We start from the raw sequence: 13784 nt of genomic DNA, 5'->3' as shown, positions 1-13784 counted from the left end.
CACGGTTTCTTGTCGGTACTTCGAACTAGTGTTTGATGTATGGGATTGACCGACTTAGCTGTCATCGACGAGGTCTACACCGGCCTCGACGTGGCGCAGGCGCGGGTGGCGTGCCTGGATTACCGCACCCTGTCAGTGCCCGAGTTGTTGGCGCTGCAGTCCCACCGCGAACAGCTACGGTGTGCCGCCGAAGCCGTGGACCACCAGATCCTGACCGCGCTGCAAACCCACACCACGGCGAAAGACATCGGGGCGAAAAACTGGGCCGACGTGCTGCGCACCCGGGACCGGCTCGGCCTGGAGGAATCCCGCCGCCGGGTCCGGCACGCCGAGCTGCTCGGCCCCCGCTGGTCATTGACCGGGGAGCCACTGCCGCCGCTGCGGCCGCATGTCGCGGCCGCGGTCGCCGCCGGGGCGATCAATGGTGATCATGTCGATGTCATCGAGTCGTTCTTCACGAAACTGCCCACCTGGGCCAACTTGGTCGCCGTCGACGAGGCGGAGCTGGCGCTGGTGGCCGCTGCCCGCAATCTGACCCCCGAATCTCTGCGGTCGGTGGTCAAACGCAAGCTGTACGAGCTGGACCAGGACGGCCCCGAACCCGACGGCCGGGACCCCGAACCGTACCGCGACCGCGCGCTGGTGTTATCGAAGCAGCGTTCCGACGGCACCTCGGAGTTGCGCGGTGTGCTGACCCCGACCGCCCGCGCCGTCTACGAAGCATTGATGGTCAAATACGCCGCTCCCGGGATGTGCAACCCCGCCGACCCGGTGCCCTGCGTGTCGGGCACCCCGACGCAGGAGCAGATCGACAATGATCACCGCACCCTGGCACAGCGTCAGCATGATGCCTGGGAAACCGTGGGCCTGCTGCTGCTCTCGGGTGATCTGGGGGAACACAACGGGTTCCCGATAGGGATTGTGGCGACCTGCACCCTCGAACAGCTCGAGCAGCGCGCCGGGGTCGCCGTGACCCATACCGGCAGCCGGCTCCCCGTCAAGGACCTGCTGAACCTGGCTGCCCGCACCGGCGCGTCCTGCTACCTGGCGGTGTTCGACAACCATGGTGATGTGCCGTTGTATCTGGGTCGGGCGCGGCGCACCGCCACCACCGGCCAGCGCCTGGCCCTATTCGCCCGCGACCTGGGCTGCACCCGCCCCGAGTGCACTGTCCCGGCCGCGGGTTGTCAGGCCCACCACATCCCCGGATGGACCCACGACGGACAGACCAACATCACCACCATGGCCCTGGCCTGTGGCGGCGACAACCGACTCGAAGACACCACCGGCTGGACCACCACCATGAAAAACGGCCGAGCCCACTGGACCCCACCACCACTACTCGACACCGGCCAACCCCGCACCAACCACTACTGGCACCCAACGCTCTACCCACCCGAGAGCGGAGACGAGGGCGGCGAAACAGACAGTCCCACAAGGTGATACGGCGCGCAAGGGCGCCGTTCATCCACGACGCCTCGCTGCGCCGCGCTGCCGGCCGGCTACAGGCCCAGCGCGCCGGCCAGTTCACGCAGGCCCGGCCGCGGGTCGGCGGTCGGATGCTCCGCGAGCACCTGGACCACGACGTGGTCGGCACCGGCATCGAGGTGCGCCTTGACCTTGGCCGCGGCGTCTTCGACGCTGCCCATGCCGACCAGGGCGCGCGCCAGTCGCTCGGATCCACCGCGGACCAGATCGCTGTCGTCGAAGCCCTGGCGCAGCCACGAGTTCCGGTAGTTGGGCAGGCCGCTGTAGACGTTGAGGTGATCGTGGGCGCGGCGCAGCTGGTCGGCGTCATCGCCACCGATCGCCACTGCCTGCTCGGAGACGATCCACTTGTCCGGCCCGAGGATTTCGCGGGTCGTCGCGGTGGCGGACGGCAGGACCAGGTACGGATGCGCACCGTCGGCGCCGCTTCCCGACAGCTCGATCATCTTGGGGCCCAACGCCGCGAGCAGTCGCGGGGGTCGGCCCACGCCGGGTTCGATGGCGTCCGGCACGGCGGCCATGCGCTCCAGATAGCTGCGCATGGTGGCGAGCGGCTTTTCGTAGGTGCCGCCCATCCCGCGCTCGACCAGCGGCCCGTGACTGACGCCGAGGCCAAGCACGAACCGGCCCGGGTATAGCGCGGTCAGCGTGCGGGCACCGGCCTCGGCGGCCGACGGCAGGCGCACGTGGATGTTGGCGATGCCCGTGCCGACCACCAGCCGGTCGGTCGCCGCGAGGAATGCTGCCGACTCGGTGAGACACTCCTTGCCGACGGTCTCGGGCAGGAACAGCGAGCCGTAGCCCATGGCTTCGATGTCGCGGGCCACCGCTTGCGCGGCCGGCATGGCCCAGCTGTCGCTGGCCCACCAGACGCCGATGCGGGACGGAAAGTCGATGCGCGCGCGTTCAGTCACCACTCCACCATCGCCTACCGCCGGCCGCGCCGCGACGCGGGGGTCACCCCTGCAGCCGGCCCGACAACTCGTGGGCCTGCTCGAGAAGCAGGCGCCCCAGTTCGCGTCGACGGCCGGCGCGGAACCGGGTCTCGACACCGGTGAGACTCAACGCCCAGCCCGGCAGACCGCGCCGGTCGAACACCGCTGCCGCCATGCCCCAGCTGCCTTCGACCAGCAGCGCGGGATTGACGGCGTAGCCGGCGCGCCGGGTCTGCTCGATGCGTTTACGAATGGCGGCCTCGGAATGCGTTGGCCCCCATTTGGTTTCGGGCTGCTCGCGGGAGAAGTAGTCGTCGACCTCGGCGGCCGGTAGATGGCTGAGGATGGCCAGCCCGGCGCTGGCCACCCCTAGCGGGAACCGGATGCCGACCTGCAGGACGTGCGAGCGCAACGGGAAGCTGCCCTCCTCGCTGAGCACGCACACGGTCTGATCACCGCGGCGGGCCGAGAAGAACGCACTCTCGCCGGTCTCGCGGGCCAGCCGCGTCACGACCGCGCGCGCCTGATCGGTCACGTCGTGGTGCTGAGCCGCACCGACACCGAGCAGATACAGCTCGGGTCCGAGTGACCAGCGGCCAGTTTTCTGATCCCGGCTGACCAGATGTTCGTCGGCCAGTGCCGTGAGCAGTCGGTGCGCGGTCGGCCGGGCCAGGCCGGCCAACTTTCCGAGCTCGGTGGTGGAGGCGCCGTCGGGTTCGGTTGTGGCGACGGCCCGCAGCATCGCCCCCACGCGCGCGACCACATTCGGACCGGTCATCACCACATCTTATGCGTTCACTGGATGAACGCTCATGACAGCAATGCTCACCCTGTGAACACTTTTGACCGGCTTCCGACAGAGACTTGCCATGTCAGCGGCGTCACGTGAAAAGTAGGTCCCGCGTTTACTGGATGAACGGAGTGCCATGACCTCGAAGGTGTACGCCTCGGCCGCCGAAGCGGTCGCCGACATCGGCGACGGCGCCACGCTGGCCGTCGGCGGATTCGGATTGTGCGGCATCCCCGACCAATTGATCGATGCCATCGCGGCGTCGAGTGCCACCGACCTCGAGGTGTTCTCGAACAACTGCGGCGTCGACGGCGTCGGGCTCGGTGTGCTGCTCGGCCTCGGCAAGGTGCGCCGGGTCACCGCCTCGTACGTCGGCGAGAACAAGGAGTTCGCCCGCCAGTACCTGTCCGGCGAGCTCGAGGTGGAACTCACCCCGCAGGGCACGCTGGCCGAGCGGATGCGCGCCGGCGGCGCCGGCATCCCCGCGTTCTACACCCCCGCCGGCGTCGGGACCCCGGTCTCCGACGGCGGTCTGCCGTGGCGCTACGCGGCCGACGGATCCGTCGCGGTTGCCTCGCCGCCCAAGGAGATTCGGGAATTCAACGGCAAGCGCTACGTGCTCGAGGAGTCGATCAACGCCGACTTCGCCCTGGTGCACGCGCTACGCGCCGACACCGCGGGCAACCTGGTCTTCAACAAGACCGCACGCAACTTCAACCCGCTGGCCGCGATGGCCGGACGGATCACCATCGTCCAGGTCGAGGAACTGGTGCAGCCCGGCGAGATCGACCCCGACGACGTCCACCTCGCCGGCGTTTTCGTGCAGCGCATCGTGCACACCGGGCCGCAGGACAAGCAGATCGAGAAGCGCACGGTCAGCGAAAAAGGAGACGCGAAGTGAGCACCGGCTGGAACCGTGACCAGATGGCCGCCCGCGCCGCGGCCGACATGATCGACGGCGAGTACGTCAACCTCGGCATCGGCCTGCCCACCCTCATCCCCGGCTTTCTGACGGGCGACGTACACGTCACCCTGCACTCGGAGAACGGCATCCTGGGGACGGGCCCGTACCCCACCGAGGACGACGTCGACCCCGACCTGATCAACGCCGGCAAGGAAACCGTGACGGTGAATCCCGGTGCGGCGTACTTCGATTCGTCGCTGTCGTTCGGGATGATCCGCGGCGGCCACATCGACACCGCCGTGCTCGGCGGCATGGAGGTCTCGCGCACCGGCGACCTGGCCAACTGGATGGTGCCCGGCAAGATGGTCAAGGGCATGGGCGGCGCCATGGACCTGGTGCACGGCGCGTCGCGGGTCATCGTGCTCATGGAGCACACCGACAAGGCCGGTAACCCCAAGATCGTCCCGGTCTGCACGCTGCCGCTGACCGGTCAGGGTGTGGTCGACCGGATCATCACGAACCTGGCCGTCATCGACGTGCCCGGCGACGGCACCTTGATCCTGCGCGAGACCGCCCCGGGCGTGAGCGTCGACGATGTCATCGCGGCGACCGGCGCCGCGCTGACCGTGCAGCTCGACTAGTGTCCTGCGCCGGGAATTCGTTGAAGATATGAACCGAGTCGTTCGAAGATCTCGTCGGCGGTCTTCGTCCAGTTGAACGGGCGGGGGTTGTCGTTCCAGTCTGCGATCCACTCGCGAATGTCCTTCTCGAGGGCCTGAATTGAGCGGTGAACGCCGCGGCGCAGTTTCTGGTCGGTGAGTAACCCGAACCACCGCTCGACCTGGTTGAGCCACGACGAGTAGGTCGGGGTGAAGTGCATGTGGAATCGGGGATGGGCGGCAAGCCATTTGGTTACTGTCGGCGATTTGTGCGTCGAGTAGTTGTCGCAGATCAGATGGACGTCCAGGTCAGCGGGCACGGTGTTGTCCAACTTGGTCAAGAACTTCTTGAACTCGATCGCGCGGTGCCGGCGGTGAATCGAGCCGTAGACCTCGCCGGTGGCCACATCCAGGGCGGCGAACAAGGTGGTGATTCCGTGCCGCACGTAGTCATGGGTGCGGCGCTCGGGCATGCCGGGCATCATCGGCAGCACCGGCGCGCTGCGATCCAAGGCCTGGATCTGCGATTTTTCATCGACGCAGAGCACCAGTGCCTTCTCCGGCGGGTCCAGATACAACCCCACGACGTCACGGACCTTGTCGACGAACTGCGGGTCGTTGCTGATCTTGAAGGTGTCCACCTGATGCGGCTTGAGGCCGAACGACTTCCAGATCCGTCCGACCGTTGACTTCGACAACCCGGTCTCAGCCGCCATCGAAGACCGCGACCAGTGCGTGGCGCCTTTGGGTTGACGCTCCAACGTGGCCACGATCAGCTGCTCGACCGCCTCGTCGGTGATCTTGCGCGGCGCACCAGGACGCGGCTCATCGGCCAGACCCTCCAGTCGCGCCTCCAGGAACCGTCCACGCCATTTGCCGACCGTTTGCGGCCACACACCTTCATCAGCGGCGACTTCCTTGTTGGATTTCCCTGCCGCGCAACCCAACACGATCCGACAACGTTGGGCCAACGCCTGCGAGGACTTCGATCGACGGGCCCACCGCTGCAACGTCTCACGTTCGTCGTCGGTCAACACCAACTCGACTACCGGCCTACCCCTGGTTCCCACCCGCCAATTCTACAATTAATCAACTAATTTACGGCGCAGGACACTAGGTAGTTAATTACGCCGTTCGGCTGATGTGTTGCGCCCCGCTCGGCCCGATAGTGACTTCTATCGGAACCGAGGGAGACATCGATGACCATCGCCACGAACGCCGTCGTCGACGTCTCGGATGCCGGCCTGCCCAGGATCGATTACGAAACCATCGACGATCCGGCGGCGGCCCACCGGATGATCAAGGAGGTCCGCCGGCAGTCGCCTGTGGCCATCGGGCCACACGCACCGGAGGTGCTCAGCTACGAATTGGTCCGTACGGTTCTGCGCGACTCGCGGTTTCATCAACCCGGCGTGCGTGGGCTGGTGCCGCGCGGAGTCACCGGAGGTCCGTTGTGGGATCGCATCGGCAGCGCACTGCTCAGTCTCGACGGTGATGAGCACACTCGGCTGCGGAAGCTGGTGTGCAAAGCGTTCACCGGCAAGGCCGTCGGCCGGCTCGATTCGCTGATAGACTCCATCCTGGCCGAGTTGGTCGATCCCGTTGCCGCCGTGGGGCGTTGCGATATCGTCGCCGACGTCGCCCAGCCCTATCCCATCCCGGTGATCTGCGCACTGTTCGGCGCGCCGCGCACCGACTGGCGGATGATCTCGGATTGGACCGACGACATCTTCAAGATGTTCTGGTGGGACGTGGCGGCCCACGAAGCCGAAATCCTCACGGCCTGGCAGAAATTCGACGACTACATCGACGCGATGATCACGGACCGCCGCGCCGCGCTGACGGACGACCTGCTGTCGGGCCTCATCCGGGCGGAGGACGACGGCGACCCGCTCAGCCATTCCGAATTGCTCATGCTGTCCATGGGGATCCTTGCGGCCGGGACCGACACCACACGCAACCAACTCGCCGCCGCCGTCGACACCTTCTGCGACCACCCGGACCAATGGGCGCTCCTGGCAACACATCCCGAATTGGTGCCCCAGGCGGTCGATGAGGTGATGCGGTTCGCGCCGATCGTCCTGAACGTGCCACGGTATGTCACCGAAGACGTGGAGCTGTCGGGGTTCTTCTTTCCGCGCGACTCGCTCGTCGTCGCCAATACCGCTGCGGCGAACCGTGATCCGCTGGTGTACGACAACCCCGATCAGTTCGACATCACGCGGCATGACGTACCGCCGATGCTCACGTTCGGCGGCGGTGTGCACTACTGCCTCGGCTCGCATCTCGCGCGCCTGGAACTGGTCCGCGCGCTCACCGTGCTGACGCAGCGGATGCCGAACATTCGCCGCACGGGCCCGGCACCGTGGAAGCCGCTGATGGCGGTCAGTGGGCCGCAGACGCTGTCGGTGGAGTTCGACGCTGGGCATTGATTGTGTGAGTGGTTGCCATTCTTCCGCGCGGGTACCCCGAGTTCGGCAGGCTGTCAGAAGCCGCCATCGGGGTCACGACGCAGAAGAGGAGCACTACATGAAAATCGGCATCATCGTGGGATCGATTCGGGATGGGCGCGCCGGCGCCGGCGTCGGCACCTGGGTTGCCGAACAGGCGGCCGGGCGCGACGACGCCCAGTTCGAGATCATCGACCTGAAAACCTTCGACGTGCCACTGCTCACGTCCGCGACCGTTCCCGCCGCGGCCAAGAAGCAGTACGAATCGGAGAACGTGCAGCGGTGGAGCGCGACGATCGATGCCTGCGACGGATTCATCTTCGTCACCCCCGAGTACAACCACGGTGTCCCTGGTGCGTTCAAGAACGCGGTGGACAGCCTCGGTTCTGAATGGTTCGGCAAGACAGTGGCTTTCGTGTCCTACGGTGCCGACGGCGGGGTGCGCGCCGTGGAACAGTGGCGACAGATCGTCGCGAACTTCCAGATGCTCGACGTCCGCGCCCAGGTGTCGTTGTCCCTGTTCACCGAGTTCGGCGCCGACGGTTTCATGCCGCTGGAGCGGCGTGCCGGAGAACTGGCCGGGCTGTTGGACCAACTGATCACGTTGACCGCGAAGGTGGGCAGCTGACCGGCAGCGGGCCTCAACCCGCGGCGCCCTGCAACACTTCTCGGCCCGGCGCCGTCCCGGCGATCAACGGCAGGTCCCGCCGCGGCTGCGACGGCCGACGCGTGAACGTCCGCGCCAGCACGCCCCGCACCAGCGGCACAGGTGACCACCAGAACCACCGGCCAAGCAACCCCGCGATGCCCGGCACGACGAAGGTCCGCACGATCAAGGTGTCGATGAGCAGGCCGACGCCGATCGTGGTGCCCACCTGCTCGATGCTCAGCACGTCGCTGGACAGCATCGCGAACATGGTGATGCCGAAGACGATGCCGGCGGTGGTCACCACGCCGCCGGTACCGCCGAACGTCCGGATCATGCCGGTCTTCAACCCCGAGTCCGGCCGGCTCACCTCTTCACGCAGCCGCATCGTCAGCAGCAGGTTGTAGTCGGCGCCGACGGCCACCAACGCGATGAGTGCGATGGACGGCACCGCCCAGTGCAGCTCTTTGCCCAGGAGGTCCTGCCAGATGAAGCTGCTCACCCCGACCGCCGACGCGTAGGACACCACGACGGTGCCGATCACCACCGCGGCCGCCACCGGGCTGCGCAGCATGATGAGGATGATCAGGAACACGAACGCGAGCGCGACGCCCGCGAGCAACAGGAAGTCGTCCGACACATAGCCACGGAGCTCCGCGGTGCCGGTGCCGAAACCGGTGACAAAGACGGTGTTTCGGACCAGGGTGCCCTCCTTCGTGGACTCCTGGACCGCGGCCAGGATCTCGGGCGAGCGCAGCGCCCCGTCCGTGCCGAACACCTTGCCGTCGCCGTAGACGAGCAGCCGCGTCGACCGGCCGTCGGGCGCGAAGTACAGCCCGGCCGCACGCTGGAAGCGCGGGTCCTGCCACGCGCGCTGCGGCAGATAGAAGCCGCCCTCGCTACTGTCCTGGAAGTCCGCCCGCACCCCGCGCAGATAGTCCGTCAGACCGGAGAACATGCCGCGGGTCTCGCCGACGGTCTTGGTCAATTGTGTTGTGACTGCGCCGAGTTGGTCGACCGCGGCCCGCATCGAGCGCACCGAGGCCTGCGCGCCGGTCAGCGACTTGGCCATCTCGGTGGTGCCCGCGCTGAAACCCACTGTGCTGTCAGTCAGCGTGCTGGTGGCCGCCACCACGGAATCCATGGGCTCGACGACCTTGAGCACCAGCGAGCAGATGGCATCGCCCGCGCAGTTCGGGTTGGCATTGGTGAAGCCGCGCAACGGATCCATGTACTGAGACACCGAGGTGACGTTGTCCCGCAACTGCTGCATGCCGCCGTGCATGGCGTCGATTCCCGAGCCCAACTGCCCGAGGCCACGGACGCTGCCGCCCAGCCCGTTCTGCAATTGCGTTATGGCCGAGGAGAACTGGTCCAGCGTCGCGGACAGCTGGTTGACGGCGCCGAGCCGCTTGCTCAGCTGGGCCACCCCGTCGTCGAGCTGGTCGGCGATGGTGCCGGCCTGATCGGTCAGGGCCGCCTGCTCGGGCAGCGAACCCGCCGGCCGCGATGCCGACTGCACCATGCGAATCCCGGGAATCTCCATGATCTTCCGGGTCACCCGTTCGACCGCGATGACGCCCGCCGGGTTGCGCAGGTCGTGGTCGGTCTCGATCGAGACGATCTCGGGCAACAGCCGGTTGGGCGGGAAGTGCCGGTCCATGGCCTGGTAGCCCCGGTTGGCATGCGTGGAATCGGGTTGCGCGGCAAGCTCGTCGAAGCCCAGACGGATGCCGGCCACCGGGATGGCACAGACCACCAGAACCAGCGACGACGCCACCAGTACCGGCCCCGGCCACCGGGCGACGACGGTCCCGACCCGGCGCCAGCTCCGGCCGGGCACCTTCGCCGCGGCACGACGGCGGGGCTGCGCCAGGCCATGCCGCCCGGCCAGCCCGATGAACGCCGGCAACAACGTCAGCGATGCGAACATACCGGTGAGAATGCCTATGGCGCAGGGCAATCCGGCACTGCGCAGCATGCCGACCTGAGCGAACCGCAGGCACGACAGCGCCGCCGCGATGGTCAAGCCCGACGCGGCGATCACCGGCGCGACGCTGCGGTTCGCTATCACCAGCGCTTGCTCGTGATCGACGCCGGCGCGGCGCTGCTCGTGATAGCGGCCCAGCAGGAAGATGCCGTAATCCGTTGCCGCCCCGAGCACCATCGCCGCCAGCAGCGACACCGAGAAGATCGACACCTCGATCAGGTCCCGCTCCCCCAGGAACGCCACGACGCCCCGCGCGACCCCGAGGCCCAGGCCGACGGTCAGCAGCGGGATCGCCGACGTGATCACCGAGCGGTAGACGACGAACAGCAGCACCGCGATCAGAACGACTGTGACACCGGTGATCATCAGCATCTGCTTGTCGATCGCGCTGAGCTCGTCGGCGATGGTGGCGCCCGGTCCGGTGACGTACGCGTGCAGGCCCGCAGGTGCGGGAGCGGCCGCGACGATCCGCCGCACCGCGTCCAGTGCGGCGTTCGCCTTTGCGGCACCGAGCTCGCCGCGAATCCGCAGCATCGTGTACACCGCCTTGTCGTCGGTGCTCTGCGCGCCGGCCGCCGTCACCGGGTCGGACCACAGGTCCATCACCGAATCCACATCCTCGGTATCCGCGCGCAAGGTGCTCAGCAGGCGGTCGTAGTAGGCCCGCTCCGGCGCGCCGAGCGGGTGATCGCCCTCCAGCACCAGGTAATTGAGGTTGCCGCCGGACCCGTCATGAAACTGCTCGTCCATCTGGACGCCGGCGAGGTTCACCGGGGCATCGGCGGGCAGGAAGCCCCGCGCGTGGTTGTGCGCGGTGGTTTCCACCTGCGGCACAAGCAGATTGCCCGCCGCCGCGGCCAGCACCCACAATCCGATGATCAGGACCGCGAAGCGGCTGCAGAATCTTGCGATGACGTCCCACATGGATTCCGAACCTACGAGCGGCGAAGGCCCGGAAGCGTCGTGCTGCGGACGAGACCGGGCCTCCTACCGTGGTAGGAGGCCCGAGCCGTCCCGCGAATGATGTGTAAATCCCGGCACCGGCTCTACGCTGGCGGTATGGCCTGGCTCCGTGACTTCGCGCTGCGTCGGCGCGAGCTCGTGGCCTACCAGTACCCGTTCACGGTCCCCATCGTGATGTACACCGGCACGCTGGTGGTCGCGGCAACCGCCGCGACGCAGCGGGATTTCACCAAGCCGTGGCTGCTGCTCGTCGCCGTCGGGCTCGTGTTCGCGCCGATCCTCGCGTTCATCGTCGGCGGCTACAAGCCGTCGACTGCGGTCAGCGCGGCGTCGGTGCTGGCCGGGGTGGCGCTGCTGTTGTTGTGCTGGCCGCCGGTCTTCCTCGACGCAGCGCCGTTCCTGCTGATGTTCATGCTCGGAGAGGTGTTCGCGCTGGGTCCGATGCGCATCGGCCTCGCGAGTCTGCTCGCCAGCGCGCTGCTGTTGATCGGCGCGTCCCGCACGGGACACCTCAGCACGTTCGTGCCCTACCTGCTGTTCTTCCTGGCCATCGCCGCGATGATGGGGCACATCCTGCAACTGCAACAGCGTCTCGTCATCGAGGAACGTGCCCGTCAGGACGTCCTCACCGAACAGGCCGCAGCCGACGAGCGCCGACGCATCGCCCGCGAAGTGCACGACGTGATCGCCCACTCCTTGTCGGTCACCATGCTGCACCTGACGGGCGCCCGGCGCGCCCTGCAGGAGGACAGCGACGTCGACGAGGCGGTGGACGGCCTGCTCGACGCCGAGCGTCTCGGCCGGCAGGCCATGTCGGACATCCGGCAGACGGTCGGTCTGCTCGGCGCGCGCGACGCCGCCCCGTTGCGGCTGGCCCCCGAACCGGGGTTGTCCGACCTGCCCGATCTGGTGACGAGTTTCGCCGACGCGGGCTTGCGCGTGGAGTCGAGCATCGAGGTCGACCCGGCGTCGGTCACTCCCGGGATCGGTCTGGCGCTGTACCGGGTGGCGCAGGAGTCACTGGCGAACGTCGCCAAGCACGCCCCGTCCTCGGCGGCGCGGCTGCGGCTGTATGTGGAGAAGGGCGCAGCCGTCCTGTCGGTCGACAACGAGCTACCGAGACCCGTGGCCGGCGCAACAGCCGGTGCGGGGCTCCCCGGGATGCGTCAGCGCATCGCGTTGCTCGACGGCGAATTCGAGGCCGGTCCCGGACCGCAGGGGTGGACGGTGCAGGCGCGTGTACCGGTCGCCACGGCAACCGCCGCGCACTGCGCCATGCACCGAATCCGGCTGTCACGCAACGAGGTTCGCCATGACTGACGTTGACGTCCTGCTGGTCGACGATCAGGAGCTCGTCCGCTCGGGCCTGCGCCGGATCCTGCGCCGCAAGGACGGCTTCTCGATCGTCGGTGAATGCGCCGACGGCGACGAGGTGCCGCGCGAAGTGCTCCGGTGCCGCCCCGATGTGGTGGTGATGGACCTGCGGATGAAGCGCGTCAGCGGCGTCGACGCGATCCGCGCGCTGCGCGCCGGCGGCGGCCCACCGGCCTTGGCGCTCACCACGTTCGACGACGACGACCTGCTGTCCGCGGCGCTGCGCGCCGGGGCGTCGGGCTTCGTCCTCAAGGACTCACCGGCCGAGGAACTGATCCGAGCCGTGCACGCCGTCGCACGCGGCGAAGCATACCTCGACCCGGCCGTCACCGCGCGCGTGCTGAACGGCTACCGGCGCGCGCCCGGCGCCCCGTCGGACGACGTCGCCGACCGGCTGACCGCCCGCGAACTCGATGTGCTGCAGCTGATCGGATCGGGCGCGACCAACGCCGAGATCGCCGGCCGGCTGGTCATCTCGGAGGTGACGGTGAAGAGTCACATCGGGCGGATCTTCACCAAGCTGGACCTACGGGACCGTGCGGCCGCGATCGTCTACGCCTACGACCACGGCGTGGTCGCGCCGAAGTAGGCGCAGCGCCCGCCTAGTCGGCGAACACCCCGCGCATGGCGTCGGCGCCGAACATCGGCTCCATCATGGCCGAGAAGTCCGGGCCGCGGCGCAGCTTCTGGCCGCCGTCGACGTTGATCAGCTGGCCGGTGATCCACTGCGATGCATCGCTGAGCAGGAACAGCGCCAGGTTGGCGACGTCCTCGACCTCGCCGGCCCGGGGCAGCGGCGTGCACTGCCGGTAATCCTCCCGCAGCGGCTCGAATTCGAAGATGCTGGCCGCCACGAGATCGGTGCGGATCAGCCCGGGGCGGATGCTGTTGGCGCGCACCCACGAGGCGCCGAGCTCGTCGGCCGCCAGCTGGACCAGGTGATCGAGCGCGGACTTGGTGACGCCGTACGGCCCGAACCAGCGGTGGGTGTTGCTCGCCGCGATCGACGAGATGCCGACGAACGAACCGCCGCCACCCCGCACCATTTCCCGCGCGGTGTGCTTGACGACGTACATGCTGCCGTTGACGTTCAGGTCGACGGTCTGGCGCCACATCTCCGAATCCAGGTGCGTGACGGGCCCGACGGTCAGCGAGCCACCGGCACAGTGCACGGCGCCGGAGAGCTTGCCGTTCCACGCGGCGGCGGTCGCGACAGCGGCGGCGACGTCGTCCTCGTTGGTGACATCGGCGGTCTGGAAGCGAATGGCGCCCGGTCCCCCGGCCGCGGAGATCTCATCGACGGCGGACTGCAACGTGGCCTCGGTACGGCCGACGATGAGCGCGTTGCCGCCGGCGGCCACGACGCCCTGGGCGATGGCCTTACCGATGCCGCTGCCACCGCCGGTGATCAACACCGTCCGGTCCGTCAGCCAACCCTGGACTGAAAATTGCACCGACGTACTCCTCTGGACAGATCGACGGGGACACGTCCTGTATACACTTTTCAAAAGTTGTACACAATGCTGGTCGGGCGGCCAATTTCCCCGTTCGCTACACAGCACCTGGGCGTACGCTGAAATTTTCC

General features: G+C 67.7%; 12 protein-coding genes. 7 read left to right on the top strand and 5 right to left on the bottom strand.

The features are described 5' to 3' along the window. Positions 1-39 precede the first annotated feature (39 nt). The gene (locus G6N46_RS22135; protein WP_138250744.1) at positions 40-1443 is read left to right on the top strand and encodes an HNH endonuclease signature motif containing protein; all 1404 of its coding nucleotides are present in this window, start codon (positions 40-42) and stop codon (positions 1441-1443) included. Positions 1444-1502: 59 nt separating this feature from the next. Here the strand turns inward: G6N46_RS22135 and G6N46_RS22130 are convergent, their stop codons facing one another. Both G6N46_RS22130 and G6N46_RS22125 read right to left on the bottom strand, forming a co-directional pair. Beyond that, entirely contained in the window at positions 1503-2402 is a 900-nt protein-coding gene (locus G6N46_RS22130) for an LLM class F420-dependent oxidoreductase (protein ID WP_138250745.1), read from the bottom strand. A gap of 43 nt (positions 2403-2445) precedes the next feature. Next, the gene (locus G6N46_RS22125) at positions 2446-3201 is read right to left on the bottom strand and encodes an IclR family transcriptional regulator (protein WP_061005869.1); all 756 of its coding nucleotides are present in this window, start codon (positions 3199-3201) and stop codon (positions 2446-2448) included. Positions 3202-3349: 148 nt separating this feature from the next. Between G6N46_RS22125 and G6N46_RS22120 the strand changes: the two genes are divergently transcribed. Together G6N46_RS22120 and G6N46_RS22115 are read left to right on the top strand one after the other, a co-directional pair. Beyond that, positions 3350-4114 (top strand): CoA transferase subunit A, encoded by a 765-nt coding sequence (locus G6N46_RS22120; RefSeq protein WP_133426468.1) that lies wholly within the window; start codon positions 3350-3352, stop codon positions 4112-4114. After that, positions 4111-4758, top strand: a complete 648-nt coding sequence (locus G6N46_RS22115) for a 3-oxoacid CoA-transferase subunit B (protein WP_406784570.1) — start codon at positions 4111-4113, stop codon at positions 4756-4758. The genes G6N46_RS22120 and G6N46_RS22115 overlap by 4 nt, the downstream gene beginning before the upstream one ends. Here G6N46_RS22115 and G6N46_RS22110 read toward each other — a convergent pair. Continuing rightward, on the bottom strand, positions 4755-5846 hold the full coding sequence (locus G6N46_RS22110) for an IS630 family transposase (protein WP_036429724.1): 1092 nt from the start codon (positions 5844-5846) through the stop codon (positions 4755-4757). The genes G6N46_RS22115 and G6N46_RS22110 overlap by 4 nt on opposite strands. Positions 5847-5975: 129 nt before the next feature. On the opposite strand from G6N46_RS22110, the gene G6N46_RS22105 reads away from it, so the two are divergent. Next, entirely contained in the window at positions 5976-7208 is a 1233-nt protein-coding gene (locus G6N46_RS22105) for a cytochrome P450 (protein WP_138250765.1), read from the top strand. Positions 7209-7305: 97 nt separating this feature from the next. After that, the gene (locus tag G6N46_RS22100; protein ID WP_138250766.1) at positions 7306-7854 is read left to right on the top strand and encodes an NADPH-dependent FMN reductase; all 549 of its coding nucleotides are present in this window, start codon (positions 7306-7308) and stop codon (positions 7852-7854) included. A gap of 13 nt (positions 7855-7867) precedes the next feature. Here the strand turns inward: G6N46_RS22100 and G6N46_RS22095 are convergent, their stop codons facing one another. After that, positions 7868-10786, bottom strand: a complete 2919-nt coding sequence (locus tag G6N46_RS22095) for an MMPL/RND family transporter (protein ID WP_138250767.1) — start codon at positions 10784-10786, stop codon at positions 7868-7870. Between the two features lie 135 nt (positions 10787-10921). Between G6N46_RS22095 and G6N46_RS22090 the strand changes: the two genes are divergently transcribed. Beyond that, on the top strand, positions 10922-12145 hold the full coding sequence (locus G6N46_RS22090) for a sensor histidine kinase (RefSeq protein ID WP_138250768.1): 1224 nt from the start codon (positions 10922-10924) through the stop codon (positions 12143-12145). After that, positions 12138-12788 carry a response regulator gene (locus G6N46_RS22085; protein ID WP_061005779.1) on the top strand — a complete coding sequence of 217 codons (651 nt, stop codon included), beginning with the start codon at positions 12138-12140 and terminating at the stop codon, positions 12786-12788. The genes G6N46_RS22090 and G6N46_RS22085 overlap by 8 nt, the downstream gene beginning before the upstream one ends. Positions 12789-12801: 13 nt before the next feature. Here G6N46_RS22085 and G6N46_RS22080 read toward each other — a convergent pair whose 3' ends face one another. Then, the gene (locus G6N46_RS22080; protein WP_234880790.1) at positions 12802-13653 is read right to left on the bottom strand and encodes an SDR family oxidoreductase; all 852 of its coding nucleotides are present in this window, start codon (positions 13651-13653) and stop codon (positions 12802-12804) included. Positions 13654-13784 lie beyond the last annotated feature (131 nt).

This window comes from Mycolicibacterium phocaicum (genome assembly GCF_010731115.1).
GTDB classification, from domain to species: domain Bacteria; phylum Actinomycetota; class Actinomycetes; order Mycobacteriales; family Mycobacteriaceae; genus Mycobacterium; species Mycobacterium phocaicum.
This window is presented reverse-complemented; position numbering and strand designations above follow the sequence as displayed.

What these genes read in the sequence shown, in the direction of transcription:
- G6N46_RS22135 (WP_138250744.1), top strand. Translation starts at nt 40, where the DNA reads ATGGGATTGACCGACTTAGCTGTCATCGACGAGGTCTACACCGGCCTC.
- G6N46_RS22125 (WP_061005869.1), bottom strand. Translation starts at nt 3,201, where the DNA reads ATGACCGGTCCGAATGTGGTCGCGCGCGTGGGGGCGATGCTGCGGGCC.
- G6N46_RS22120 (WP_133426468.1), top strand. Translation starts at nt 3,350, where the DNA reads ATGACCTCGAAGGTGTACGCCTCGGCCGCCGAAGCGGTCGCCGACATC.
- G6N46_RS22105 (WP_138250765.1), top strand. Translation starts at nt 5,976, where the DNA reads ATGACCATCGCCACGAACGCCGTCGTCGACGTCTCGGATGCCGGCCTG.
- G6N46_RS22100 (WP_138250766.1), top strand. Translation starts at nt 7,306, where the DNA reads ATGAAAATCGGCATCATCGTGGGATCGATTCGGGATGGGCGCGCCGGC.
- G6N46_RS22095 (WP_138250767.1), bottom strand. Translation starts at nt 10,786, where the DNA reads ATGTGGGACGTCATCGCAAGATTCTGCAGCCGCTTCGCGGTCCTGATC.
- G6N46_RS22090 (WP_138250768.1), top strand. Translation starts at nt 10,922, where the DNA reads ATGGCCTGGCTCCGTGACTTCGCGCTGCGTCGGCGCGAGCTCGTGGCC.
- G6N46_RS22085 (WP_061005779.1), top strand. Translation starts at nt 12,138, where the DNA reads ATGACTGACGTTGACGTCCTGCTGGTCGACGATCAGGAGCTCGTCCGC.